This window comes from Streptomyces typhae (assembly GCF_009755605.1).
GTDB lineage: Bacteria > Actinomycetota > Actinomycetes > Streptomycetales > Streptomycetaceae > Streptomyces > Streptomyces typhae.
In genome coordinates this window covers 216,937-242,772 of record NZ_WPNZ01000008.1, presented here as the reverse complement: position 1 = coordinate 242,772, position 25,836 = coordinate 216,937, and the positions used below count along the sequence as shown (strand labels likewise).

General features: G+C 74.7%; 21 protein-coding genes. 11 read left to right on the top strand and 10 right to left on the bottom strand.

The annotated features are described in order from the left end of the window. Positions 1 to 19 precede the first annotated feature (19 nt). From GPA10_RS16725 to msrB, 4 genes are all read left to right on the top strand, one after another. Positions 20 to 838, top strand: coding sequence for a pyrimidine reductase family protein (locus tag GPA10_RS16725; RefSeq protein ID WP_157166202.1), 819 nt, complete (start codon positions 20 to 22; stop codon positions 836 to 838). A 167-nt stretch (positions 839 to 1,005) separates the two neighbouring features. Continuing rightward, positions 1,006 to 1,458 carry an indole-3-glycerol phosphate synthase gene (locus tag GPA10_RS16720; protein WP_157166311.1) on the top strand — a complete coding sequence of 151 codons (453 nt, stop codon included), beginning with the start codon at positions 1,006 to 1,008 and terminating at the stop codon, positions 1,456 to 1,458. A 90-nt stretch (positions 1,459 to 1,548) separates the two neighbouring features. Beyond that, positions 1,549 to 2,955 carry a UDP-N-acetylmuramate--L-alanine ligase gene (gene murC, locus GPA10_RS16715; protein WP_157166201.1) on the top strand — a complete coding sequence of 469 codons (1,407 nt, stop codon included), beginning with the start codon at positions 1,549 to 1,551 and terminating at the stop codon, positions 2,953 to 2,955. Positions 2,956 to 3,027: 72 nt separating this feature from the next. Continuing rightward, entirely contained in the window at positions 3,028 to 3,426 is a 399-nt protein-coding gene (msrB, locus tag GPA10_RS16710) for a peptide-methionine (R)-S-oxide reductase MsrB (protein WP_058849354.1), read from the top strand. A gap of 179 nt (positions 3,427 to 3,605) precedes the next feature. Here the strand turns inward: msrB and GPA10_RS16705 are convergent, their stop codons facing one another. Beyond that, positions 3,606 to 7,073: an AfsR/SARP family transcriptional regulator gene (locus GPA10_RS16705; protein WP_157166200.1), complete on the bottom strand. Its 3,468-nt coding sequence runs from the start codon at positions 7,071 to 7,073 to the stop codon at positions 3,606 to 3,608. A gap of 384 nt (positions 7,074 to 7,457) precedes the next feature. Between GPA10_RS16705 and GPA10_RS16700 the strand changes: the two genes are divergently transcribed. Then, positions 7,458 to 8,711, top strand: a complete 1,254-nt coding sequence (locus GPA10_RS16700) for a hypothetical protein (protein ID WP_157166199.1) — start codon at positions 7,458 to 7,460, stop codon at positions 8,709 to 8,711. Next, positions 8,708 to 9,241 (top strand): hypothetical protein, encoded by a 534-nt coding sequence (locus GPA10_RS16695; RefSeq protein ID WP_157166198.1) that lies wholly within the window; start codon positions 8,708 to 8,710, stop codon positions 9,239 to 9,241. Before GPA10_RS16700 ends, GPA10_RS16695 begins: the two co-directional genes overlap by 4 nt. On the opposite strand, the gene GPA10_RS16690 is transcribed toward GPA10_RS16695, so the two are convergent. From GPA10_RS16690 to GPA10_RS16670, 5 genes are all read right to left on the bottom strand, one after another. Continuing rightward, complete coding sequence (locus GPA10_RS16690) at positions 9,170 to 11,332, bottom strand: ATP-binding protein (protein ID WP_157166310.1); 2,163 nt, start codon at positions 11,330 to 11,332, stop codon at positions 9,170 to 9,172. The genes GPA10_RS16695 and GPA10_RS16690 overlap by 72 nt on opposite strands. A gap of 208 nt (positions 11,333 to 11,540) precedes the next feature. Next, positions 11,541 to 11,870 (bottom strand): hypothetical protein, encoded by a 330-nt coding sequence (locus GPA10_RS16685; protein ID WP_157166197.1) that lies wholly within the window; start codon positions 11,868 to 11,870, stop codon positions 11,541 to 11,543. A 107-nt stretch (positions 11,871 to 11,977) separates the two neighbouring features. After that, positions 11,978 to 13,261 carry a cytochrome P450 gene (locus tag GPA10_RS16680; RefSeq protein WP_343041000.1) on the bottom strand — a complete coding sequence of 428 codons (1,284 nt, stop codon included), beginning with the start codon at positions 13,259 to 13,261 and terminating at the stop codon, positions 11,978 to 11,980. Between the two features lie 129 nt (positions 13,262 to 13,390). Further along, a complete protein-coding gene (locus tag GPA10_RS16675) occupies positions 13,391 to 14,197 on the bottom strand; it encodes an alpha/beta fold hydrolase (RefSeq protein ID WP_343040971.1) in 807 nt (268 codons plus the stop codon). A gap of 149 nt (positions 14,198 to 14,346) precedes the next feature. Beyond that, the gene (locus GPA10_RS16670; RefSeq protein WP_157166195.1) at positions 14,347 to 14,916 is read right to left on the bottom strand and encodes a nucleotide exchange factor GrpE; all 570 of its coding nucleotides are present in this window, start codon (positions 14,914 to 14,916) and stop codon (positions 14,347 to 14,349) included. Positions 14,917 to 15,141: 225 nt separating this feature from the next. Here GPA10_RS16670 and phsA point away from each other — a divergent pair, with 225 nt between their 5' ends. Further along, entirely contained in the window at positions 15,142 to 17,064 is a 1,923-nt protein-coding gene (gene phsA, locus GPA10_RS16665; RefSeq protein WP_157166194.1) for an O-aminophenol oxidase PhsA, read from the top strand. Here phsA and GPA10_RS16660 read toward each other — a convergent pair. After that, on the bottom strand, positions 17,058 to 17,846 hold the full coding sequence (locus GPA10_RS16660; protein ID WP_246259226.1) for a glutamine amidotransferase-related protein: 789 nt from the start codon (positions 17,844 to 17,846) through the stop codon (positions 17,058 to 17,060). The two genes, phsA and GPA10_RS16660, sit on opposite strands and share 7 nt — an antisense overlap. A 178-nt stretch (positions 17,847 to 18,024) precedes the next feature. Here GPA10_RS16660 and GPA10_RS16655 point away from each other — a divergent pair, with 178 nt between their 5' ends. After that, positions 18,025 to 18,891, top strand: a complete 867-nt coding sequence (locus GPA10_RS16655; protein WP_157166193.1) for a LysR family transcriptional regulator — start codon at positions 18,025 to 18,027, stop codon at positions 18,889 to 18,891. 237 nt (positions 18,892 to 19,128) lie between these two features. Next, positions 19,129 to 19,716 (top strand): PDZ domain-containing protein, encoded by a 588-nt coding sequence (locus tag GPA10_RS16650; protein ID WP_343040970.1) that lies wholly within the window; start codon positions 19,129 to 19,131, stop codon positions 19,714 to 19,716. On the opposite strand, the gene GPA10_RS16645 is transcribed toward GPA10_RS16650, so the two are convergent. Continuing rightward, positions 19,709 to 20,479, bottom strand: a complete 771-nt coding sequence (locus GPA10_RS16645; RefSeq protein ID WP_157166191.1) for a metallophosphoesterase — start codon at positions 20,477 to 20,479, stop codon at positions 19,709 to 19,711. The two genes, GPA10_RS16650 and GPA10_RS16645, sit on opposite strands and share 8 nt — an antisense overlap. Positions 20,480 to 20,703: 224 nt before the next feature. Here GPA10_RS16645 and GPA10_RS16640 point away from each other — a divergent pair, with 224 nt between their 5' ends. Next, positions 20,704 to 21,831, top strand: coding sequence for an aminopeptidase P family protein (locus tag GPA10_RS16640; RefSeq protein WP_058849345.1), 1,128 nt, complete (start codon positions 20,704 to 20,706; stop codon positions 21,829 to 21,831). A gap of 220 nt (positions 21,832 to 22,051) precedes the next feature. Here GPA10_RS16640 and GPA10_RS16635 read toward each other — a convergent pair whose 3' ends face one another. After that, on the bottom strand, positions 22,052 to 23,053 hold the full coding sequence (locus GPA10_RS16635; RefSeq protein ID WP_157166308.1) for an aldo/keto reductase: 1,002 nt from the start codon (positions 23,051 to 23,053) through the stop codon (positions 22,052 to 22,054). Positions 23,054 to 23,191: 138 nt separating this feature from the next. Further along, entirely contained in the window at positions 23,192 to 25,012 is a 1,821-nt protein-coding gene (locus tag GPA10_RS16630; protein WP_343040968.1) for a malto-oligosyltrehalose trehalohydrolase, read from the bottom strand. 163 nt (positions 25,013 to 25,175) lie between these two features. Between GPA10_RS16630 and GPA10_RS16625 the strand changes: the two genes are divergently transcribed. Beyond that, positions 25,176 to 25,736: an FHA domain-containing protein gene (locus GPA10_RS16625; protein ID WP_343040967.1), complete on the top strand. Its 561-nt coding sequence runs from the start codon at positions 25,176 to 25,178 to the stop codon at positions 25,734 to 25,736. Positions 25,737 to 25,836: the final 100 nt, after the last annotated feature.

Here is a 25,836-nt window from a genome sequence, read left to right as displayed (position 1 = left end):
CCGTGTAAGACTGCCCGGCATGCGACGCCTGTTCCCTGTGACCGACCACACACCAGCGCCGACCTCGGTGAAGAGCGTTCCGGACGGTGCGCCACAGGGGGCGGACCGGGAGTGGACCCTGGACGAGCTCGCCGACGCCTACGCCTACCCGGAGCTGTGCGGGTCCGGCCCCACCGCCTGGCTGCGCGCCAACATGGTCTCGTCCCTCGACGGCGCGGCCCAGCACGACGGCCGTTCCCAGCCCCTGTCCAGCGACACCGACATGCGCGTCTTCGGTACGTTGCGCTCCCTCGCGGACGCCGTGGTCGTCGGTGCGGAAACGGTACGCCAGGAGGGGTACCGGCCCGCCAGGTCGCGGGACGCCTTCGCGGCCCGCAGGGCGGCGGCGGGCCAGGCCGTGGTCCCCGCGATCGCGGTCGTGAGCGCGGGCCTCGACCTGGACTTCTCCCTGCCCCTGTTCACGGCCCCGCGCACGCCCACCCTCGTGGTGACCGGCGCCGCCGCGCCCGCCGACCGGATGGAGGCGGCGCGGCAGGCGGGGGCGGAGGTGGTGATCGCGGGCGAGGGCGCGGGGGCGGACCCCGGGCGGGTCGTGCGGGAGCTGGGCGCGCGGGGCCTGACGCGGCTGCTCACCGAGGGCGGGCCGCGGCTGCTCGGACAGTTCGTCGCGGCCGGCGCGCTCGACGAGCTGTGCCTGTCGGTGTCGCCGCTCCTGACCGCGGGGAGCGCCCAGCGGATCGCGGGCGGACCGGGGCTCGCGGTGCCCGAGCGATTCGTACTGACGTCCGTGCTCGAAGAGGCCGGGTTCCTGTACACGCGCTACCGGCGCGGCATCTGACAATCGCACCGACAATCAGCGGAATATCCCGTTCCGTTTCGCTTCCGCGGGGCACACTAAGTCTCGCGACCCCGTCTCGGGCGGGGGAAGGATGGTTTCCGCAGGGTGCCGGTCGCACGGCCCACGGAAGAGAAGGACGGTCGCCTGTCGTGTTCACCAGCGTATTGATGATCGAGAAGGCCCTCACGTCCGCCGACGTGGAGTTCGTCAGCACCTTGCACGGCGACGAGCCGGTCACTTTCCATGTGCTCCTCCAGCCGCGCGGCGACCAGGCGGACCGGCTGCTGCGCGCCATCGACGACGTGGCGCTCGGCGAATTCGACGAAGCGGTCCGCGAGGGCGAGGTGCCCGAGGGGAAGGACGCCCTGGGGCCCGCCGGGCAGGCGTTGCAGGTGTCCCTCATGGCGCTGCGGGCGACGGGCAGCGCCGCGGAGGGCCGCCTGATCGAGCGGCACCCCCTGGACGTGCTCCAGGAACTGGTCGACGAGGTGGGGGCGGACGAGGTCATCGTGCTCACCGAGCCCCATCTGGTGGAGGAGTTCTTCCACCGCGACTGGGCCTCGCGGGCGCGGCACAAGGTGGGCGTGCCGGTCCTGAAGCTGTTCGCCCACAGTACGTGAGCACGAGGGAAACGGTCGGGCGAGGCGCCGGGGGCGGGCCCCGCTAGGGTGGGCCCGGTACGTACCGTCACACCCTCTCGGGAGAGAAACATGGCCCCCGGCCTTCCCACCGCCATGGACCGACCGCACTTCATCGGCATCGGCGGCGCCGGAATGTCGGGCATCGCGAAGATCCTCGCGCAGCGCGGCGCGAAGGTCGCGGGCAGCGACGCCAAGGACTCCGCGACCGCCGACGCGCTGCGCGCCCTCGGCGCCCGGGTCCACATCGGGCACGCCGCGGACCACCTCGCGGACGACGCGACCAGCGTCGTCGTCTCCTCCGCGATCCGCGCCGACAACCCGGAGCTGGCGCGCGCCGAGGAGCTCGGCATCCCGGTCGTGCACCGCTCGGACGCCCTCGCCTCCCTCATGGACGGCCTGCGCCCGATCGCCGTCGCCGGCACCCACGGCAAGACGACCACCACGTCGATGCTCGCGGTCAGTCTCGCCTCCCTCGGTCTGCACCCGTCGTACGCGATCGGCGGCGACCTGGACGTGCCCGGCTCCAACGCCGACCACGGCACCGGTGAGATCTTCGTGGCCGAGGCCGACGAGAGCGACCGCAGCTTCCACAAGTACGCGCCCGAGGTCGCGATCGTCCTCAACGTGGAGCTGGACCACCACGCCAACTACGCCTCGATGGACGAGATCCACGAGTCCTTCCAGACCTTCGCCGACAAGATCGTGCCCGGCGGGACGCTGGTCGTCGCCGCCGACCAGGAGGGCGCGCGGGAGCTCACGCGGCGGATCGCGAAGAGCAGGCCCGAGCTGCGCGTCGTGACCTACGGCGAGTCCCCCGACGCCGACGTGCGGATCACCGGCGTGACGCCGCAGGGCCTCAAGAGCGAGGTCACCGCCGTCATCGACGGCACCGAGCTGCGCTTCGCCGTCTCGGTCCCCGGCCGCCACTACGCGCACAACGCCGTCGCCGCGCTCGCCGCCGGTGTCGCCCTCGGCGTCCCGGCCGCCGAGCTGGCCCCGGCCCTGGCCTCGTACACGGGTGTGAAGCGCCGCCTCCAGCTCAAGGGCGAGGCCGCGGGCGTCCAGGTCGTCGACTCCTACGCGCACCACCCGACGGAGATGACCGCCGACCTGGAGGCCATGCGCGCCGCGGCCGCCGGTGCCGGGCACGCCCGCCTGCTCGTGCTCTTCCAGCCGCACCTGTTCTCGCGCACCCAGGAGCTGGGCACCGAGATGGGCCAGGCGCTCGCGCTCGCCGACGCCTCCGTGGTCCTCGACATCTATCCGGCCCGCGAGGACCCGATCCCCGGCGTGACCAGCGGCCTCATCATCGACGCCGCCCACGCGGCCGGTGCCGACGTGCGTGCCGTGCACGACAAGGAGACGGCGCCCGCGGTGATCGCGGGAATGGCGGAGCCCGGTGATCTCGTTCTCACCATGGGAGCGGGCGACGTCACCGACCTCGGCCCGCTGATCCTGGCCGAACTGTCGAAGTGAGCGCCGAACCGCCGAAGTGAACCGTCCCGGCCCCCGCCGGGGCCGGGACCGCACCAGAAGGGGATGCCACCCATGTCGTACGACGTCGAGAAGCCCGACGAGCAGTGGCGTGCGGAACTGACCCCCGCCGAGTACCAGGTCCTGCGCCAGGCCGGCACGGAGCCCGCGTTCCGCGGCGAGTACACCGACACCACGACCAAGGGTGTCTACTCCTGCCGCGCCTGCGGTGCGGAGCTCTTCACCTCCGAGGAGAAGTTCGCCTCCCACTGCGGCTGGCCGAGCTTCTACGACCCGAAGGACTCCGACGCCGTCGAACTGATCGAGGACCGCTCGCACGGCATGGTCCGCACGGAGGTCCGCTGCGCGCGCTGCGGCTCGCACCTCGGCCATGTCTTCGAGGGCGAGGGGTATCCGACGCCTACCGACCAGCGGTACTGCATCAACTCGATCTCGCTGCGGCTGTCGGAATGACGCCCGGCTTTTTGTGATCAACCGGTTCCGCTCACGGGTTTACATCGCTACGGTTCTTGTCGAAGGCGGGGGTCCGGTTCTTTCAAGAAACAGAGGAACGCCAGTGCGCTTGGCACGTCGCAACAATGGCCTCAGCAGCACCATCGAGCCCACGCCGCAGCCCGGCGTGCAGCGCATCTTCATGTGGTGGTGGCCGGGCCGCTAGCCGTCCCGGCCTCGGCCAAGGCCCGCCGGAGATCCCGTGACCGGCCCTCGCAGCCGAGCCGTTCGTAGAGTTCAAGGGCGCCCTCCGCGCAACCCCGAGCGGAGGGCGCGTCCTGTGTCCGCAGGGCCGTGCGGGCCAGGCCGTCGAGGGCCCGCGCCGCGCCGAGCGGGTGGCCGACCTCGCGGGCCAGGCGCAGGGCTTCGCGGTGGGTGTCGCGGGCTGCCTCGTACCGGCCGAGCAGACGCAGCGCCGTACCGGTGCCGAGGAGCGCGGCCTGCAGATCGAGGGGGCTGCCGATGCCGCGGGCGATGCGGGCCGCCTCGGTGAAGGCCAGGAGCGCCTCGTCGGGCTGTCTCCCGGCGGCGCAGGTGGAACCGAGGCTGATCAGGGTGTCCGCCTCCCCGCGCGCGTCCCCCGCGGCGCGGTAACTGGTGAGGGCGCGGCGGAAGTAGGCCAGGGCCTGCTCCACCTGGCCGGTCTCCCGGCAGACGTTGCCCAGGTTCGTCAGCAGGTTCGCGAGCTCCTGGCGGCCACCGACGGTGTGGGCCAGGCGCAGGGAACGTTCGTAGTGGGCGCGGGCCTCCTCGTGGCGCCCGTCGAGGCGGTGGACCTCGCCCACGTTGTTGAGGGCGCGCAACTGGCCGTAGAGATACCCGGTGCCCTCGTGGATGCGGAGCATCGTGCGGAACTGCTCCAGCGCCTCCTGGTGACGGCCCGCCGCGTGCAGTGCCACCCCCGCCATGTTGGCCACTTCGGCCTGCCCGTAGGGGTCCCGCACGCGCCGGTACAGCGACTGCGCCGCCCGCAGGACCCGCAGGCACATGCTGCTCTGCCCGGCCGCGAAGTGGGCGCGTCCGGACTGGAGCAGCGCGTCCGCGTGGCCTCGGTCGTCGTTCAACTCCTGAAAGAGCAGCAGGGCCTCGGTGGCCCGGTGCAGCGCCTTGCCGGACCCCTTCTGCGTGAGGACGTTCGCGTGCTCGACCAGGGCCCGCGCCAGCTCCGGCGGGTTGTCGCGGCCGCGGGCCGCCGCCACCGCCGACTCGAACAGGTCGGCGGCCAGGTCCCACGCTCCCCACAGGCGCAGCGACGTCGCCAGGACGTGCGGGAACAGCACCGCGTGCGCCCCCGGCCCGGTGGCCGCGGCACGCGCCAGGGCCAGCAGGTTTCCGCGCTCGACGCTCAGCCATGCCGTGGCCTCGTCCGCGTCGCGGAAGTCGGGTGCGTACGGGCAAGCCGGTGCGGGGCCGGGCAGCAGGACGCGGTGCGGCGGACCGGCGCGAACGGCGGCGCGGTACGCCCCGGTCAGATAGCAGTGGACCAGCCGTTCGAGCGCCGCGCGCCGCACCGTCCGCGGCTCGTCGCGCAGGCACATCCGCAGTCCGAAAGCGCGGGTGAGGTCGTGCAGCCGGTAGCGGTCGGCCACCGGCTCCTCGACGAGGTTGCGTTCGATGAGCCGGTCGAGGGTTCTGCGGGTGCGGACCGCGAGCGTGGCGGGGGCGGTCGGCGGCGCGTCGGCGCCCTCGTCCGCGGCGAGCGCCGTCGCCGCGCGCAACGTGATGTCGGGGCCAGGGTGCAGCGCGAGGCGGCGCAGCAACCGTGCGCTTTCCGGCGCCAGTTCGGTGTACGACAGGGTGAAGGCCGAGGCCACCGCGTCGTCGTCGAACTCGTCGAGCGGGTCGGCGGCCTGCACGAGGCGGTTGGTGAGGTGCTCCAGGCTCCAGGAGTCGCGGTGCCGGAACTGGCTCGCGAGGAGTTGCAGCGCCAGAGGGTGGCGGCCGCACGCGGCGACGGCGCGCGCGAGCGCCGCGGTGTCGGAGGCGAGCCGGCCCGCTCCTGCCACCCGCGTGAACAGCGCGGTGGCCTCCGCGGTGGACAGCGCCTCCAGGCACAGCGGGGTCGCGCCGGTCAGTCCGGTGAGCCGGTTCCGGCTCGTCACGATGGCGCGGCAGGACGCGGTGCCGGGCAGCAGCGGACGGACCTGATCCGCGTCGCGGGCGTTGTCGAGGACGACCAGGACGTGACGGCGGGCCGTCCACTCGCGCCAGAGCGTGACGCGGTCGTCGAGCGACCGGGGCAGGTCCTCGGCGACCGAGGCGACCCCGGCGGCGTGCAGCAGGACGGCGAGCGCCTCGGCGGGGTCGTACGGGGGCAGGGCGCCGTACCCGCGCAGGTCGACGTAGAACTGGCCGTCGTGGCAGACCGACGTCAGACGGTGGGCCGCGTGCAGCGCGAGCGCGGTCTTGCCGACGCCGGGCATGCCGTGGATGACGACGAGGGGGAGGGCGGTGAGCCCGAGGGAGCCGGAGCCGGTGGTCTTCGCGGCGTCCCCGAGGGAGCCGGAGCCGGTGGTCTTCGCAGTGTCCCCGGGGGAGCCGGAGGGAGCCGTCGGGGCCGTCGGGGCTGAAAGGGCCGAAAGAGCTGAGGGGGCCGGCGCGGGGCCCGGGGGTGTCGCCGTGGAGTCCGACGGGGGCGCCGTGAAGTCGACGGGTTCCGTCCTGGGCGTCGCGGACTCGCGCAGGAGGATGCGCAGTTCGCTCCTTCGGCCGGTGAAGTCCCTGATGTCCCGCGGCAGATTGCTGGGCGAGGGCTCGCGGTCAGGGACGCGTCTGCCGACGGCCGCCGCGGGCCGGGCGGCGTCGGGCGGATCCGGGTCCGCGCCCAGGCCGGGGCCCCGGGCGGCGGTCGTCCGAAGGCCCCGGTCCTGTCCGAGGATGCGCAGGTGCAGTTCCTGGAGGTCGGTGCCGGGCTCGATGCCCTGGTCGTCGTGGAGCCGGGCGCGCGTCGCGCGGTACAGGCCCAGCGCCTCGTCGTCGCGGCCCGAGCGGTACAGGGCCAGCATCAGGGCGGCGATCACCCGCTGGGCCAGGGGATTCTGGGTCGCCAGCTCGTGCAGCTCGCCGATCAGGTCCGCGTGCCGCCCGAGTTCGAGCTCCAGGCGGATCCGTTCCTCCCGCACCCGGCGGTGGTCCTCCAGGAGCCGGGTGCGGGCCGAGCGCGCCCAGGCGCCGGTGAACTCCGTCAGCGGTTCGCCCCGCCAGAGCGCTTCGGCGGCGCGGAGCAGTTCGACGGCCCGGTGCCGCTCCCCGCGGCGGGAGTTCACCGCGGCCCCGGCCCGGAGCCGCCGGTGACGTTGCAGGTCGAGAGCGTCCGGAGCGACCTGTAGCCGGTACAGCCGGGGTGCGTACCGCTCCAGGCGGGCCTGCTCGCCCGCCGCCCTCGCGAGGCGGGAACGCAGCCGGGACAGATAGCTCTGCAGCGTGTCCTGCGCCGTGCGGGGCGGCTCGTCGTCCCAGACGCGGTCCATGAGGGTGTCGAGGGAGACCGGCTCGCCGTGCGCGTGCACCAGGACGGCGAGTACGCAGCGCTCCTTCGGCGAACCGAGCTCGTGCCGCCGTCCGTCCTGCCAGAGTTCGAGAGGCCCCAGAGCCAGCAGATCCATCATCGCCCCCGATGGGTGCGCGCCCGTCGGGTGCCCCACGCCCCCGCCGTCGGCCGCCACGCACAGGTGTGCGGGACTCCCTTCAACTGTTGTCGTGGTGTCAGGGGGAGCGGGCAGAGGCGCACGGGTGCGTGGCGGGCGCATGGTGCACGCACTGGCCGGAACCTTCTCCCAGCCGTCGAGGCGTCCACAACTCCCTTACGCAGTAGGCAAGTTGGCGTCTGCGGTGGAGTGCAGGATTCCTGCAATCCGGTCATCCAGGGCGCTCGGGCACGCTGACCGGCATCCGGCTCGGCGGTCGGGACACATCGGACGACGCCCGGTGACGCCGAGCGAGACCGAGCGGCTCCGCGGGACGGACGGCGCTCAGAACGGGGGAAGCGACAGATGGGCATGACCTTGACCGAGGCGCACGGGCAGCCCGTGCCCGTGCGCCCGGACGTGGAACGCTGGGCCACCCGCCCGGTGCGCAGACGGGTACTCGCCGTGGTGCACACGGTGACGTCGGGGCAGCGGCTCCTCGACGTCGTGCGGCTCCTGGAGGGCGACTGGCGCGTGCAGGTGTTCTTCACCTCGGCACCCGACGTGTTCAGCGGCGGAGTGGCCGACTTCCTGGAGGGGCTCGGGGCCCTGGTGCTGCCGTGGGGGCAGGCGGTGCAGACGGTCTTCGACCTGGCCGTCGCCGCCGGATACGGAGGCCTGCACGAACTGCACGCTCCCGTCGTCGTGCTGCCGCACGGGGCCGGGCACAACAAGTTCGTACCGGCGCGCGGGGGCGAGGCCGTCGCGGCCCGCGGGATCTACGGGTTCAGCAGGCAGCGCCTGGTCCGGGACGGCTCGGTCGTCCCCGCGGCCATCGTGCTCGCGCACCGGGACGAACGCGAGCGGCTCGGCGCGGAGTGCCCCGAGGCGCTGCCGGTGGCCGAGGTGGTCGGCGACCCCTGCTTCGACCGGGTCGCCGCGAGCCGACCCGCGCGAGCGCTGTACCGGCAGGCACTCCGCACGCGGGCCGGGCAGCAGCTCGTCCTGCTCTGCTCGACCTGGGGGCCCGGCTCGTTGCTGGGACGCTGCGGTCGGGAGCTGATCGACCGGGTGGTGGCCGAGCTGCCGCCGCCGGAGTACCGGGTGGCCGTGCTGCTCCATCCCCACGTGTGGCACACCCACAGCGAATGGCAGGTCCGGAGCTGGTTCGCCGACCTCGGCCGCGGTGGGCTCGCCGTCGTCAGCCACCGTGCGGACTGGGTCGGCGCCCTCGTCGCCGCCGACTTCGTCGTCGGGGACCACGGCTCGGTGTCCCTGTACGGGGCCATGACGGGCAGACCGGTGCTGCTCGCGAGTTGGCCCGAAGCCGACGTGGACCCCCGCTCGCCCCTGGCCGAACTCGCCTCGTTCGTCCCGCGGTTGCACGGAGCCAAGCCGGTGCGCCGCCAGCTGGCGCGGGCCGCCGCCACCTACCGGGCGGACCTCCACGAGCAGGTGGCCGCGCGGATATCCTCCGAACCCGGCCGCTTCACACGGAAGATGCGGGCGCTCCTCTACCGCGGACTGCGGCTGCGGGCCCCGGGCGCCGTACCGGTCACCGGACCGGCGGGGCTCCCGCGGGTCGTCGAGTACGAACAGCCGGGCAGCGTGGCGTCATGACGGCCGGAAGGGCCGCCGACGTGCGGGAGGCCGTCACCGCGACGGTGACCTGCGTCCCCCGGGCGCGGGGCGTCGAACACGTCCGGGTGGCCCTGCGCGGCCCGGCGCTGCCCGGCGGCGTCCTCGTGGACGAGCACCTGCGGGTGGCGCTGCCCGCGTCCGGGGCGTGGGCGGGGGCCGGTGACGTGCTCCACGAGGAGTCCGCCGCCGGGGCCACCGCTGCGGCGCGCGCCGTCCGGCTGGCGGCACGGCACCCCGGCGCGCTCGTCGTGGCCGTCCATCACGGCTGCTGGTGCCGCCTGGTCGTCGGCCGCCGGGGGAGTTCCGTGGCGCTGCGCTCCGCCCGGTGGCGCCGCCCGTCGGTGCCGTGGCCGGTGTGGGCGTCGCTCGCCCACGCGGTCACCGTCGCCGCCCTGCCCGCGGAGGCACTGGCCGGGGTCCGGGTGCGGCACCCCGCATCACGCCGGGCCGCCGTCGGGTGTCGCGGACAGGGCCTCGAAGCGGGCGCGGGCCGACCGCGCGTCCGGTGAGGCGGCCCGGCCCGCCGTGTCGTACGAGGTGAGCGCCTCCAGGTAGGCGGCTCGGGCCGGGCCGGGGAGGCCGCGGTGCTCGGCGAGCTCGGCGAGGGCGTGCAGCGCGCGGGCCGTCTCGTACGCGGCGGACATGGCGCGCAGCACGGTGAGCGCGGCCGTCAGACGGCCCTCGGCGAGGTCGGCGGCGCCGCGGGCCAGGTGCGCGCGGCCCAGCAGGATGTCCGCGCGGGCGGCGTTGTAGGTGTCGCCCGCCCCGAGGAGCGTCGTGTGCGCGGCGGTCGCGTGCACGACGGCCTCGTCGGGACGGCCCAGGGCGAGGGCCACGTCGGCGAGGTTCAGGCGGGCCAGGCCGCCCGCGCGGACGTCGCCGACGCCGGGCAGTTCCCGCGCGGCCAGGCGGAAGCAGCGAGTGGCCTCGTCGAGACGGCCCAGGCGCTGGAGGGCGAGACCCCGGTAGTTGAGGGTGCGGGCGTGACCGAGCGCGTCGCCGTCGGCCTGGAACTGACGCGCGGCGCGCTCGAACATCTCCAGGGCGCGCGTGTGCTCGCCGAGACCCAGCACGCCCACGCCGCCGGACGTGAGCATCCGGCACTGTGCCGCCGTGTCGCGCAGTTCCTCGGCGGCGGCCAGGCCCTCCTGATGCGCGGTCCGCCACTCCTCGTAGAACTTGCGGCGCAGGAACAGCGGCCACAGCGCGTCGGCGAGCTGCCACGCGACCTCGGGGAAGGCGCCGCGGGCCAGCCGCACCACCGCCATGAGCGTGGGCAGTTCGCGCTCCTGCCAGTCCAGCGCCGCCTCGGGGCCGGTCCCCAACTCGTCCGTGAGCACGGGGCCGGGGCCGTAGTCCCGGGCCATCGTGCGGTGCTGGGGGTCCACCGCGTACTCCGCCGCGGTGGCCGTCGCGAGGTAGTGGTCGGCGATCCTGCGGAGCGCCGCCGCGCGTTCCCGCGGCGGCTCGTCCTGCGCGGCCTTCGCCGCCGCGTGTAGCCGTACGAGGTCGTGGAGGCGGTGCCGGTCCTCGTCGGTGTCGGTGAGCAGGTTCGCGTCGTGCAGCAGGTCGAGCGAGGCCAGGGCGTCGGCGGCGGCGGGGGACTCGGCCGCGGGAGCGGGAGCCGAGGCGGCGTCCCCCGGGCCCGGCCGGGCCAGGACGGCGATCGCCACCGCGTCGCCGAACTCCGTACCGGGATGCAGTCCGAGCAGCCGGTACAGGCGTGCCGCGCCCTCCGGCAGCTCCTGGTACGTCTGGTCGAGCGCGGCTCGTACGTTGTGGTCGCCTTCGATCGCCAACCCCTCCAACCGCTCGTGCTCCTTGGCGAGGGCACGCACCATGGTGGTGATCCCGCGTCGTGGCCGGGCCGCGAGCCGCGCCCCCGCGACCCGCACCGCCAGCGGCAGGCCCGCGCACAGGGTCACCAGCGCCCGTGCCTGCTCGGGCTGCGCGTCCACGCGGCCGTCGGCGAGCGTGGCGGCCAGCAGCTCCACGCCGTCCTCCACGCCGAGCGGCTCCAACTGCACCAGGTGGCAGCCGTCGACGGTCAGCCCCGGCAGCCGCCATCTGCTGGTGACGGCGGTCACCCCGGCCCCGCCCGGCAGCAGCGGACGGACCTGGGCGGCGGAGGCGGCGTCGTCCAGGAGCACCACCAGCTTGAGCCCGGCCGTCAGCGAGCGGTACAGCGTGCCGCGCTCGGCGAACGCCGCGGGGACCTGGGCGGCCGCGACGCCGAGCGCGCGCAGGAACCGGCCGACGACCTCGGCCGGGTCCGTCGGCCCGGCGGGCGACTGCGCGCCGAGGTCCGCGTACAGCTGACCGTCGGGGAAGTCCGCGCGCAGCCGGTGCAGCCACGCCAGGGCGAGCGCGGTCTTGCCGACGCCGCCGAGGCCGGACAGCGAGACCAGGGTGTGGTGACCTCCCTGCCCGGCGCGCAGCCGCCGCTCCTCCAGCACATCGAGTTCCGCGGAGCGGTTGGTGATGGGGGCGGACGCGGGCAACTGCCAGGGCCTCCGCGGGGCGGGCTCCTGCGCCCGCACATGGACACCGCCGTACACGGTGTGCGCCTGTACGGCAGGGCCGTACACCGTCCCGCTCATGTCGTTGTGGCTGCCCTGCTCCTGCCCCCGCACCGAGCACCCCTCCCGGCCCCCGAGCCGGCTCCGCGCGAACCGGCCCTCCGACAGGTCATCCTTTCCGTGCGGCTGACCGGTATCCGCGGGACAGCACACACCGCCGCGAAAGCGACGCAAACAGGCGCGTCCGCGCCCTTGCGGACCCTTCCTCCGCACCCGGGGAGCCGCGCGGTCAGCGGAAGGGCACCGCCGCCCGAGGGCTGTCCGGGTCCGTCGTCAGCGCCGGACCCGTCCGCCGGGTGTTCCAGGCGTCGCCGTTGGCGAAGCACAGATGGGCGCCGCAGGCCAGGCCGTGCAGCACGAGACCCTCCGGCGCGCCCGTGCGGCGGGTGACCACGCGGTCGCCGGTCCGGCCGGGCCGGTGGTGGCCGTCGTGCAGGCCGGCCCGGACCCGCCGCTCCTGCGGCGTCGTCGGGCAGTACCGCTCGCACGGCGTCCGCGTGTTGACCACCAGGACGTCGACGTCCTCGGGCCAGGACCGGGCCAGGCTGCCCAGCGTCACGTACTCGTACTCGGCCAGCTCGTACAGGTGCTCCTCCAGGCCGGCGGGGGCGCCCGCCGACGGGAGCCGTCCTGCGGCGCCGGGACGACCGGGAACACGTCGTCCGGTCAGTCGGACAGCCGTACGGGCAGCGACTTGAGGCCGTTGACGAAGTGCGAGACCAGTCGGCGCGGCGGCGCCCCCGCGAGCCGCAGGACGGGTGTCGCCGCAAGCAACTCCTCGTACAGGACCGTCAGTTGCAGGCGGGCGAAGTGGGCTCCCAGGCACAGGTGCGGGCCGTCGCCGAACGACACATGCGGGTTGGGGGCGCGCGTCAGGTCCAGGCGGTCCGGCTCCGCGAACACCCGCTCGTCCCGGTTCGCCGCGCCGTGGAGGACCACGACCTTGTCGCCGCGCCGGATCCGGATACCGCCGAGCTTTGTGTCCCTGGCCGCCGTCCGCCGGAAGCTCAGCACCGGGGGGTGCCAGCGGAGGAGTCCCTCGACGGCGCCGGGCAGCGGGGCCGCGCCCGCGCGCAGCCTGCGCAGCTCGCCCTGGTGCCCGGCGAGCGCGAGGACGCCGCCGGGCGCCGCGCTGCGCACCGTGTCGTTGCCCGCCACCGTCAGGAGGAAGAAGAACATCTCCAGTTCGGCGGTGGTCAGGCCGGGCGTCGTCGCCAGCGTCGTCATGACGTCGTCGCCCGGGTGGCGCCGTTTGTACGCGGCGAGGCGGGCCGCGTACGCGAACATGTCGGCGAGCAGCGCGGGCGACCGCGGATTCACCGGCTGCCCGTCGGAGCCGAGCACCTTCTCGCCCGCCTCGTCGGGGTCCTGGTAGCCGATGACGCGGCGCGTCCAGTGCAGCAGCAGGCCACGGTCGCTCTCCGGTACGCCCAGCAGGTCCGCGAGGTTCAGGAGCGCGTAGTCGTCGGTGACGGCGGCGACGAGATCGCAGGTGCCGTCCCCGGCGCGGGCCTCGGCGACGGCCGCCGCCAGCAGGGCCCCGGCCCGCTCGCGCGCCACGTCCGCGAAGCGGGCCACGCGGCGCGGCGTGAACGCCCCGCCGAGCAGGGTGCGCAGCCGATGGTGGCCGGTGGCGTCCCCGCCGCGGGCGCCGGACCGCGCCCGGGGGCAGGGGTCCTGATTGAGCATCATGCGGCGGATGAACGGCAGGTCCGCCGGGTCCGGGTCGCGGATCTGGGTGGCGCCCAGGTACGAGGAGTACGTGGCCGCGTCCCTGAGCACCGCCGTCACGTCCGCGTGCCGCGTCACCGCCCAGAAGCCGGGCCCGGCCGGCCAGCCGAGCACGGCCGGCTCCTCCTGCCGGGCGACCGGGTGGTGGTCGCGCAGGACGCGGTAGCGGTCGTACGGGACGGAGCGGGCGTAGACGCGCGGGTCGAAGACGTCGAGGATGTCCGGGGCGCCGGGTGCACCTGGCGTGGCGTCTTCGTCGGGTGCGGGGGCCGGCGTGGCGTCTTCGTCGGGTGCGGGAGCGGGCGTGGCGTCCTCGGCGGGTGCGGGCACGGGTGGTCGGTCGGCCGGTCAGGCGTCGTGTCGCGCCGGCGCGGTCTCCGGCGTGCCGTCGTCCGCCCGCAGGAAGTCCTCGACCGTGCGGATCAGGTCCAGCGGAGCCTCGTCCATCGCGTAGTGCCCGGCGCCCGGCAGGTCCACGAGGTCGCCGCGCGTGAACCACGTCAGCCATGTCCGCCGCATCAGCTCCGCCGAGAGCGCCGGGTCGAGCGCGCCCGTGACGGCGAGCGCGGGCACCCGGCAGTCCTGGAGCCGCTCGTGGAAGTCACCCCCCGCCCAGGAGTCGAGCCACGCGCGGAACGCCTTCGCGTCGCTGCACGCGAGGGAGCGGGCCACCATACGGTCGAGCCAGGCGGCGGGGCGCACGCCGCCCGTCGTCATGTCGATGATCGCGCGCCGGTTCTCCGGCCGGTGCGCGGCCGAGGAGAACAGCTCCCACGCCTCCGGTTCCAGCGGCAGGCCCGACGCGGGCACCGGCGAGACGCCCACGAGCCGCCGCACCCGGTGCGGTGCGAGCGCCGTCACGCGCTGCGCCACGCTGCCGCCCATGGAGTGCCCCACCAGCGAGAACCGTTCCCAGCCGAGCCGGTCGGCGAGGTCGAGGAGGTCCGCCGCGGCCTCGGCGGTGGTGTACGAGCCGGCGGCGGCCTTCGCCTCGCCGTACCCGCGCAGGTCCACCAGGGCGTACTGGAGGGCGCCGGTGTCGAGGTCGTGGAGCAGGGGCGCGTACGCCGAGCGGTCCGCGAACCAGCCGTGCACGGCGAGCACCTTGTGCGTGCCGTCGCCCACCAGTTCGTGCGGCAGGATGAAGGAGGTCACGACGGCCACGATGGCCGCACCGCGCGGGCCGCGCAAGGCCGCGTGGGGCCGCGCGAGTGGTGCCGGGGCGGCACCCGGCGGTCCGTGTGCGGGCGGATGGTCCCGGCGGTCCCGGCGGTTCATGTGCGGGCGGGTGGCCCCGGCGGTCCTCACGCGGGCGGCGGCACCGGCGGCCCTGGTGCGGACGTGGTCCCGTCGCCGGAAGGCGGTCCGGCGGGGTCCGTTCGCAATCCTTCCTCGGCGCCGCCGGTCGAGGCGACCACCACCCGGGCGGCGCGCAGCACCTGCCCCTGGTAGCGGTATCCGCGCCGCACCACTTCGAGGACCTCGTCGTCCGCGGCTCCGGAGGGCGCCGGGCGCGCCTCCACGATCTGGTGCGTGGCCGGGGCCGCGCGCTCCCCGACGCAGCCGAACGCCTCCAGGCCCTCGGCGGACACCGCCGTCTGAAGTTGCCGGGCGACGAGGTCGAGAGCGTGGTGCTGGGCCGCCGGGTCCCGGCGGGGCCCGCCCGCGAGCAGCCGCCCGCAGGCGTCCAGGGTGTCCGCGCACAGCAGGAGCAGGCGCTCGATGTGCGCGCGGTGCGCGGTGTCGCGGGCGGCGAGCGCCTTGGAGCCCTCGTACGCGGCGAGCGCGGCAGCCGCGTACGGGACGTCGGGGTCGGGGTCGGGGCTGGGGCCGGGGGCCGGGGCGGCGGGCTCCGGCAGGTCCATCGGGTTCATGGATGCGGTTCCTGTCAGACGACGGCAGGTGGTGGCCGGGTTTCCGCAGCCTAGATGCGGTGCCGGTCCGGGCACCGGAAAACCCGGATCTCTCACCCGTACCGGAGGCACCATGCACTATTTATCCGGAATAGGGCATTCACGGAACTCTGGTGCGATGCGGGGAGTCCTTCCAGGTGAAGGATGTAATGCAGTGGAAGCAGTGGAACACGGGGGTGTTCGACCATGACCGACATCCGAACCGACAAAGAGGCGGGCGCGGAGAGAGGCGCAGGCGGGGACTTAGCCGTCGGCGCGTCCGAAGCGGCCGGGCTCGACACCCGCGAACTCGTGCCGTACGCGGCGCCCTTGACCGTCCCGCCGGTCCTGCGTCCCGCCGGCGGCGACGTCCGCGAGGAGACCGAGATCGCGATCCGCCCGGCCTGGGTGCGCCTGCACCCGCAGCTCCCGCCCACCCTCATGTGGGGGTACGAGGGCTGCGTGCCGGGCCCCACCATCGAGGTGCGCCGAGGCGAACGCGTCCGTATCGCGTGGACCAACCGCGTGCCCAAGGAGAGCGAGTTCCCCGTCACGGCCGTCGAGGTGCCGCGTACGGCACCGCCGCCGGCCCCGGCGCCGAGCACCCGGCCGGGCCGGGAGGGCGTCGAGCCGAACAAGGACGTCGCCGCGCTGCCCGCGTGGACGGTGACGCATGTGCACGGCGCGCAGACGGGCGGCGGCAACGACGGCTGGACGGACAACGCCGTGGGCTACGGCGACGCCCAGCTCTCCGAGTATCCGAACGACCACCAGGCGGTCCACTGGTGGTATCACGACCACGCCATGAACATCACCCGCTGGAACGTCTTCGCGGGTCTGTACGGCACCTACCTGGTCCGCGACGACGAGGAGGACGCACTCCAACTCCCCTCCGGCAAGCGGGAGATCCCCCTGCTCCTCGCCGACCGGAACCTGGACACCGACGAGGAAGGACGACTCACCGGCCGCCTCCTGCACAAGACCACCATCGTCGACCCGAAGAACGCGGAGACGGGCAAGCCGGTCTCCCTGCCCTTCACCGGCCCGTACACCACGGTGAACGGCGGCATCTGGCCGTACGCCGAGGTCGCGCCGGGCTGGTACCGCTTCCGCCTGGTCAACGCCTCCAACGCCCGTACGTACGAGCTGGTGCTCGTCGACGAGGACAACACCCCGGTGCCGGGTGTCATGCACCAGATCGGCAGCGACGGGGGGCTGCTGCCGCGGCCCGTGCCCCTCGACTTCGACGCGGCCATGCCCACGCTGCCGGTGGCGTCCGCCGAGCGCTTCGACCTGCTCGTCGACTTCCGCAAGCTCGCGGGCAAGCGCGTGCGCCTGGTGAACAAGGGCCCGAACGCGGCGCCCGGTGTGCCCGACCCGGCGGGTGACGTGGCCTATCCGCACGTCATGGAGTTCCGGGTCGGCCGGGGCGGCGGCGCCCCGGAGACCTTCCGGCTGCCGGAGGTCCTGTCCGGCTCCTTCCGGACCATCGGCCACGGCGTTCCGCACGGCCACCGCCTGGTGGTGCTCACCCCGCCCGCGACCAAGGGCGCCGGCGGGCACCCGGAGATGTGGGAGATGGAGGAGGTCAAGGACGGCTCCGTCCCGATCCCCTCCGACGGCGTCATCCAGGTCCGCGGCGCTGACGGCGTCACGAAGACGTACCGACGCATCGCCCGCACGTTCAACGACGGCCTGGGGTTCACCGTCGCCGAGGGCGACCACGAGCAGTGGAGCTTCCTGAACCTCGCGGTGAACCCGAACGTGATGCACCCGATGCACGTCCACCTGGCCGACTTCCAGCTCCTCGGCCGCGACACGTACAACGCGTCCGGGTTCGACACGGCGATCGGCGGCACCCGTCGCGACGCCCCGATCGCCTTCGACCCGAAGCCCATCCCGACGGCCCCGAACGAACGCGGCTGGAAGGACGTGTACCGCGTGCCGGGCGGCCAGATGCTGCGCATCATCGGCAAGTTCGACGGGGCGTACGGCCGCTTCATGTACCACTGCCACCTCCTCGAACACGAGGACATGGGCATGATGCGGCCGTTCGTCGTGGCACCGAAGGAAGCCCTCAAGTTCGACCACGGCCACGGCGGCCACGGGGGCCACGGCGTCGGTCACTGAGAAGCAGTGAGCGACCTTCGCGCCGCGTGCTCCACCGCGGCGCGGGCGAGCGCCCGCACGATGGGGTGCGGGCGCTCGCCGTCCCCGTACAGCTCCGGCTGGAAGAGAGTGGCCAGGAAGAAGGGATGACCGGGGAGTTCGGCCACGCGCACCGCGCCCCGCTCGTCCGTGCCGGTGAAGCGCAGGCCGTGCGAGCGCAGGAGGGCGAGCCTGTTGGTGCCTTGGGTGCCTTGGGTGCCTTCGGTGCCTTCGGTGCCGGTGCCGGTGCCGTCGGCGGGGCCGTACCGGCAGTGGTAGCGCTCCACGGTGCGGTCGGCGCCGAGCACCGACTCGGCGAGCGAACCCGGCGTCAGGGTCACCACGCCCTCGTGCCCGACGAGCGAGCAGGCGAGCGGCGCGATCAGCGGGTCCTCGGCGCCCGGGTCGTTCTCGGCGTGCGCGGCCCGGGTCAGGCCGCAGACGTTCCGCGCGAATTCGAGCACGGCGTGCTGGAAGCCGCCGCAGGTGCCGAGGAACGGGACGCCGTCCTCGCGCGCCGTGCGGATCGCGGCGAGGGCGCCCGCCTCGCTGCGGTACGGGCTGCCGGGCAGCATCCACACCGCGTCGAAGCCGCGCACCGCTCCCGGTTCGACGGCGTCGGCGGTCGGGATCCAGTACGCGTCGAGGACGAGACCGTCCCGGGCGGCCAGCGCGTCCAGGAGCAGCGGGACGCGGGTGTGCGAGGTGACGGTGGGGGAGCGGTCGCCGACGAGGGCGAGCCTGGCTGCGGGAACATTGCTCATGGCGGCCATCCTCAGCGGCCCGCCGGTTCCCGTCCAACGACGAAATCCGCACGCCCCATCAGCGTTCCTGATGGGCCCCGCGACCGCCCTCCGTGGCTGCCCGCCCGCCGTCCCGGCCTGCCGCGTCACGAGGGTGCCGGGTGCCGTGCGGCCCGGAGCGCCGACGATGCTTGACGGCATGGACCCGCACCTCCTGCGCACGTACGTCACCGTGACCCGCCTCGCCTCGTTCTCCGCCGCCGCACGCGAACTCGGCTACACCCAGTCCGCGGTCTCCCAGCACATCGCCGCCCTGGAACAGGACCTCGGCACCCCGCTCCTGACCCGCCGCCCCGTCGCGCCGACCCGCGCGGGCGAGCGTCTCCTGGAGCACGCGGCGCCGCTGCTCCTGCGGCTCGACGCGGCACGCGCGGAGGTCGCGGCCGTGGCGGGCGCGGCCGACGGGCGGCTCGTCCTCGCCGCCGCGCCCACGGCGCTCACGCCCCGTACGCTCGGGGCCCTGCCGCCGTCCGGTGTCACGCTGCGCGTGCTGCCCCGCGCGGACGTCCCCGAAGCCGTCGCGACGGGCGCCGCCCGCCTCGGCCTCGTCGACGGCCTGGCCGCGCCCAGCGACCCGCTGCGCCTGACCGGCGCCGCGCCCCTGCGCACCCGCGGCGCAGGCGAGGAGCCCGTGCACGTCCTGCTGCCCGCGGGACATCCGCTGGCCGGGCGTCCGGGCCTGCGCCTGGACGACCTGGCCGACGCCCGCTGGCTCGACGCGCCCGGCGCGGGCCTGCCCCTCGCGCAGCTGCGGGCGGTCCACGGCACCGGCGCCTTCCGCCCGTCCCTGCGGTACGAAGGCACCGACGTACGCACCCTCACCGCGCTCGCCGGGGCCGGTCACGGCCTCGCCCTGCTGCCCGCGTCGGCCGCCCGCGCGCCCGGCACGGTCGCGGTCCCGCTCACCGCCCCGCGGGTCGTCCACCGCACCGAACTGCTGCACACCGCGGCCCTGTCCGGACCCGCCGCCGCGTTCGTCGCACGCCTGGACGTCACCCGTTCGTGAATCGTCGCTCGGGGTCACGCCGGGTAGAGCTGTGGCCGGAGGCGAGCCATGGAACAGACCGCGTTGCGTCCGAAGCCCATGCCGGGGCACGAGTCCGGCCCCGGCCGATCACCCGCCACGTCCGACACATCCCGTGCGTCCGGGTCCCGTACGTCCGGTTTCCGTAAGTCCGGGTCCCGTGCGTCCGGAACGGATTCCCACCCGCACGCGGCACGCCGCCGCGGCAGACGGCTCCTCATGCTCCTCCTCGGCCTGTTCTGCGCGACGGTTTTGGTGCTCGTGGGCGTGGGTCTTGGCACGGTGGGGACGGCCGTCATCAGCATGAGCAAGCTCGCGGAGATGCAGAAGCAGGCCGGCGCGCGAGGCGCTCAGGCCGCGCGGGGTGTGCAGGGGGCCGCCGTGCCGCCCGGCGAGGGGCAAGGTGGTGCCACGGCCGCGGGGGAGGCCCTGGAGGGGTCCTCGGGAAAGGGCGCTTCCGTCGGTGTCGCTGCCGCGGAGGGGTCCGGCCGGAGCTCCGGCGAGGGTGCCGCCCCCGCCGGACCCGGGCCGCGCGGCCCCCGCCCCGCCCTCGGCGTCGAAGCCGTCGACGCGCCCGGCCGCGACGGTGCCCAGCTCACCGGAGTGCGCCGGCCGGGCCCCGGTGACGCGGCGGGTCTGGTCCGCGGCGACGTCCTGCTCGCGTTCGGCGGCACCCGGGTGCGTTCGGCCGGTGACCTGGCGAAGGCGGTGGCGACCGCCAGGCCGGGCAGGACCGTGTCGCTGACGGTACGTCATGCCAGTGGAACGCGGCAGACGTTGACAGTGAAGCCGGGTCTTGTCACGTGACCACGCGGAAGTGCGTCGTCAGCCGCCGCTCGTCGTCCAGGACGTGGAAGGCGAGCCCGGCGGGGGAGTCCAGGTCGACCAGGCCCTCGCCCTCCCAGGGCAGGCGCAGCGTCGAGACCACTCCGGGGCCGACGACCAGGGGCCGTCCGGCGAAGGTGGTGGCCGCCGGGGTGTGCGCGTGCCCGATGATCAGGCCCGCGATCTCCGGGTGCCGCCGCACGAGCGCGGCCAGCGGCTCCGGCGACCGCAGCCGCCAGGTGTCCAGGCGCGGGTGGTGCATCGGGACGGGGTGGTGGTGGAAGGAGAGCAGGACCGGCACGGCCCCGGCGAGCCGGGCGAGGCGCTCCTCCAGCCAGGCGTACGTCTCCTCGTCCAACAGCCCCTCGTCGCTGCCGGGAAGGCTGGAGTCGAGCATCAGGATCTCGGTGCCGCCGACGCGGTGGGCACGGTTGATCGCGGCCTCCGACGCGGCCGGGCCCGACGCGGAGGTCCCGCTCTCGCCGAGCAGCGCGCTGCGGTAGGGCCCGCGCACGTCGTGGTTGCCGGGACAGGTCAGGACCGGCCACGGCGCGTCGGTGAACAGCAGGCGCGCGGCCTCCTTGTACTCGGCCTCCTCGCCGTGGTCGGCGATGTCGCCGGTCACCAGGAGCGCGTCGAGCGGGCCCGGCAGTGCCCGCAGGTGGGCGACGACCCGCTCGGCCCGCTCCGTGGCCCGGTCCGTCCCGTCCAGGTGCAGGTCACTGATCTGTGCGAGTACCAGCATGGCGTGTGCCCCTCCGCCTTCTTCCGGTGGATCTCTCCTAATGGATGGAACGCATCCAACCATTAGAAGGTGGTGTGGGGAACGGCCACTCGGGCGCCAGTGGCCTGGTGACGGCCCGGCGATACGCGCTCGCGCGAGCCGGGGCCGGAGGGGCAGGATGCCGATGGGAGATCCCCGTACTCCGTTGCACCGTTGTTCCGTACGCACCAGGCTCAGGAGGCCTCATGACCACGCCCGCGCCGGCCCCGTTCACCGCCGACGACTACCGTGCCCGCATGGACCGCGCCGCGCGCGCCGCCGCCGACGCCGGTCTCGCGGGCGTCCTCGTCGCACCCGGCCCCGACCTGGTGTGGCTCACCGGCTACCGGGTGCCGGCCGACACGGAGCGGCTGACCCTGCTCGTCCTGGCCCCGGGACAGGACCCGGTCCTGGTGGTGCCGAAGCTGGAGGCGCCCGACGCCGAGCGCGCCACCGGGGCGCCCGCGCTGACCCTGCGGGACTGGACGGACGGCGTGGACCCCTACGCCGTGACCGCGCCGCTCCTCGCCGCGGACGGCCGGTTCGGCGTCAGCGACAACGCCTGGGCCCTGCATCTGCTCGGCCTTCAGCGGCAGTTGCCGGGCAGCTCCTACACCGCGCTCACCGACGCCCTGCCGATGCTCCGGGCGGTCAAGGACGCCGCCGAGCTGGAGCGCCTCGCGGCCGCCGGTGCCGCCGCCGACGCCGCGTACGAGGAGATCCGGAAGGTGCCGTTCGCGGGCCGCAAGGAGACCGACGTCGCCGGTGATCTCGCGGACCTGCTGCGCCGGTTCGGGCACGAGCAGGTGGACTTCACGGTCGTCGGCTCCGGGCCCAACGGCGCGAGCCCCCACCACGAGGCGGGCGACCGCGTCATCGAGCGGGGCGACATGGTCGTCCTCGACTTCGGCGGCCTGCGGCACGGGTACGGCTCCGACACCTCCCGCACGGTGCACGTCGGTGAGCCCTCCGCCGAGGAGCAGCGCGTCCACGACGTGGTCCGCGAGGCCCAGGACGCCGCGTGCCGCGCGGTGCGCCCCGGCATCGCCTGCCAGGAGGTCGACCGCGTGGCCCGCGCCGTCATCACCGACGCCGGGTACGGCGAACACTTCATCCACCGCACCGGCCACGGCATCGGCGTCACCACGCACGAGCCGCCCTACATGATCGAGGGCGAGGAGCAGCCGCTCGTGCCCGGCATGTGCTTCTCCGTGGAACCCGGCATCTATCTGCCGGGCCGCTTCGGCGTCCGCATCGAGGACATCGTCACGGTCACGGAGACCGGTGGCCGCCGCTTCAACACCACCGCGCGCGAGTTGGCGATCGTCGACTGAGCCGGGTACTCCGGCGGCCCGTGCCCGGGTGCCCAGACAGGGGCACCCGGGCGGCGCGTCGGCCGTGCGGCGCGTCGGCCGTGCGGCGCGTCGGCCGTGCGGCACGGGTGTCGGGTGGTGTGTCAGCCGTGCGGCACGGGTGTCGGGTGGTGCGTCGGCCGTGCGGGCACGGGTGTCGGGTGGTGCGTCAGCCGTGCGGGCACGGGTGTCGGGTGGTGCGTCAGCCGTGCGGGCGCTCGTCCGTGAAGTGCGCGAGCAGGTCGTACGGATAGGGCACAGGTCGCGCGCTCGCCTCCGTCAGGCGCTGCTCCTGCTCCGCCGTCAGCTCCCAGCCCACCGCGCCCAGATTGTCGGTGAGCTGCTCCACGGAGCGCGCGCCCACGATGGGCGCGGTCACTCCCGGCCGCTGGAGCAGCCAGCGCAGCGCCACCTGCGCGGGCGTGCGTCCGGTCTCCTCGGCGACGGCGGCCACCGCGTCCACGACCCGCCAGGTCTCCTCGGTGGCCCGCGTCCCCCAGTCGCCGCCGCCCCGCGCCCCGGCGGGCGGCGCCGCCATGCCCCGCCGGAACTTCCCCGACAGCCAGCCCGCCTGGAGCGGGCTGTACGGAATGACACCCACCCCTTCCGCCGCGCTGAGCGGAAGCAGCTCCCACTCGACCTCGCGGGCGAGCAGGTTGTAGCGCGGCTGGAGGGACACGTACGGCTCGAAGGCGCGGGCCGCGGACAGGTCGAGGGCCTTCTGGAGCTGGGCGGGGCTGACGTTGCTCGTGCCCAGGTAGCGGACCTTCCCGGCGCGCACCAGGCCGTCGAGCGTGCCCAGCGTCTCCGCGAGCGGCGTACGGGCGTCCCACACGTGGGTCTGGTACAGGTCGACGTAGTCCGTGCCTAGGCGGCGCAGGCTCGCGTCCACCGCCGACAGGATGTGCTTGCGGCTCAGGCCGCGCGCGTTGGGGCCCTCGCCCGTCGGCAGGAACACCTTGGTCGCGATCACCAGGTCGTCGCGGCGGCGGCCCTTGAGCCAGCGGCCGAGCACCTCCTCGGACACGCCCCCGCCGTACGCGTCGGCCGTGTCGACGAACGTGCCGCCCGCCGCCGTGAACGCGTCCAGCATGCGGTGCGCCGTCGCCTCGTCCGCGCCGCTCTCGCCGCCGCCGAACATCATGGCGCCGAAACACAGCTCACTCACCCGCAGCCCGGTCCGCCCCAGGTACCGCTGCTCCATCACACCGTCCTCCTCATAAGGTCCGCCGCCCGGCACGCCAGAAGGTGAACCACGGTTGAAGTCAAGGCCCGGCCATCGAAGTCGAGGCTCGGCCGTCGAAGTCGAGGCCCGGCCCCCCGACACGGGCGGCCCTGCCCCTCACCCCGCGGCCAACAGCACCGCGCACGACTCCGCGGGCAGCCGCAGCGCCCCGTCCGCCCCCGGTGCCTCGACCGGCTCCCACGCCGCGAGCACGCGCGCGTGCGGCGCCCCCGCCGGGACCGAGGCCGCGGCCCCGCCCAGGTTCACGGCGATCCGCAGATCCCCGCGCCGCACCACGCACCAGCGCGCGGCCTCGTCGTGGACGACCCGCACCGCGGCCAGATCGGGGTCGGTCAGGTCGGGGCGGGAGCGGCGCAGCGCGATCAGGTCGCGGTACCAGGCGAGCACGCGCGCGTGGGGCGCGCGGTCGGGCTCCGACCAGTCGAGGCAGGAGCGCGCCCGGGTCGCCGGGTCCTGCGGGTCGGGAATGTCGTCCTCCGCCCAGCCGTGCGCGGCGAACTCCCGTCTCCTGCCCCGGCGTACGGCCTCCGCGAGATCCCGGTCCGTGTGGTCGGTGAAGAACTGCCAGGGCGTGCCGGCCGCCCACTCCTCGCCCATGAACAGCATCGGCGTGAACGGAGCGGTGAGCGTGAGCGCGGCCCCGCACGCGAGGAGTCCCGGGGACAGCGTCGCCGAGAGCCGGTCGCCCTGGGCGCGGTTGCCGATCTGGTCGTGCGTCTGGGCGTAGCCGACCAGGCGGTACGCGGGCGTGCGGGTGCGGTCGACGGGCCGCCCGTGGCCGCGCCCGCGGAAGCTGGAGTACGTTCCGTCGTGGAAGAAGCCATGGGTCAGCGTCTTGGCGAGCGCGGCGAGCGGCGCCGCCGCGAAGTCCGCGTAGTAGCCCTGGGCCTCGCCGGTGAGGGCGGTGTGCAGACAGTGGTGGAAGTCGTCGTTCCACTGCGCGTGCAGCCCGAGCCCGCCGCTCCCGCCCCCGCCGTCGCTCCCACGGTGCCCGCCGCTCCTGCCACCTCCGGCGCTCCCGGCATGTCCGCCGTTCCCGCGCGGAGCGATCAGACGTGGGTCGTTGAGGTCGGACTCGGCGATCAGGGCGAGCGGCCTGCCCAGCTCCTCCGCGAGCCCGTCCACGGCCACCGCGAGCTCCTCCAGGAAGTGCAGCGCACGGGTGTCCCGGAGGGCGTGCACGGCGTCCAGACGCAACCCGTCGATCCGGTAGTCGCGCAGCCAGGCGAGCGCACTGCCCACCAGGTACGCCCGCACCTCGTCGGAACCGGGCGCGTCCAAATTCACGGCCGCCCCCCACGGCGTGTGATGGGTCTCCGTGAAGTAGGGGCCGAACGCGGGCAGATGGTTCCCGGACGGGCCGAGGTGGTTGTGCACCACGTCGAGGACGACGCCGAGGCCGTGCGCGTGCGCCGCGTCGACGAATCGTTTCAGTGCCTCGGGCCCGCCGTACGGCTCGTGCACGGCCCACAGCGACACGCCCTCGTACCCCCAGCCGTGCCGCCCGGGGAAGGGGCACAGCGGCATCAGCTCGACATGGCTGACACCGAGGGCGGCGAGGTGGCCGAGGCGCTCCGCCGCCGCGTCCAGGGTGCCCTCCTCGGTGTACGTCCCCACGTGCAGCTCGTACAGCACGGCGTCCCGCAGCGCGCGCCCCGCCCACGGCTCCCGCCACGCGAACCGCCCGTGGTCGACGACCGCGCTGGGCCCGTCCGGCCCCTCCGGCTGCCGGGCCGAACGGGGGTCGGGCAGCGTCGGCCCGCCGTCCAGCGAGAAGCCGTACCGCGTGCCGTCCGCGCCCTCCGCCGTCGCCGACCACCACCCCGGGCGCTCCTCGGCACGAGCCATCGCCCGCGCGCCGTCCCCGAGCACCAGATCCACCCGCTCCGCTTGCGGCGCCCACACCTCGAACCTCACGGCTGTCCCTTCGTCCGTCCCACGTCGTCCGTCCTGCGGATCGCTCCACGAGGCACCCGTACCCCACGCGCGTGTCCGGCAGTGAAACCGTCGCCCGGTTGCCCCGTCCCCGGCGGCGTGCGGCTTTCTGGACACCCGGCCGGACCTGGCCGACAATTGCGGCGTGACCTCGTCCTTGCCGCTCCCCTCCGAGCCCGAAGCCGTTCCGGCACGGCTCACCGACGCCGAGCGGGAGCGGGCCCTCGCGGTCCTCAGGGAGGGCGCGGCACTGGGCAGGCTCTCCCACGACACGTTCGTGCGCCGCATGGAACTGGCGCTCGCCGCCCGGCACCAGGACGAACTGGCGGCGCTCACCGCCGACCTGCGCACGGAGAGCCGCTGGTCGAGGTTCGTGTTCGGTTCGGTCGGCGCGGTGTCCGGGTTCACGGTGCGGTTGCGCAGGGCCTGGCAGTCCGAGCGGCTGCCCAAGCTGCTGCTTCCCGCCCCCGGCGCGTACCCCCTGCGGATAGGGCGCGACCCGGCGAACGGCCTGCGGCTCAGCCACGACACCGTCTCGCGCGTGCACGCCGAACTGACCTTCCAGGGCGGCCTGTGGGTCCTGCGCGACCTGGGCTCGACCAACGGCACGGCGGTGAACGGCCGCCGGGTGATCGGCGCCGCCGTCGTCCAGTCCGGCGACCAGGTCGCCTTCGGCAGCATCTCGTTCTGCCTCGCGACCAGCTGAGCGGGCACGCGGCTTCTGCGCTGAGCGGGGCACGCGGCTTCTGCGCTGAGCGGGGCACGCTGCTTCCTGGCACAACGAGGCACGGCTGCCTCGCCGAGCG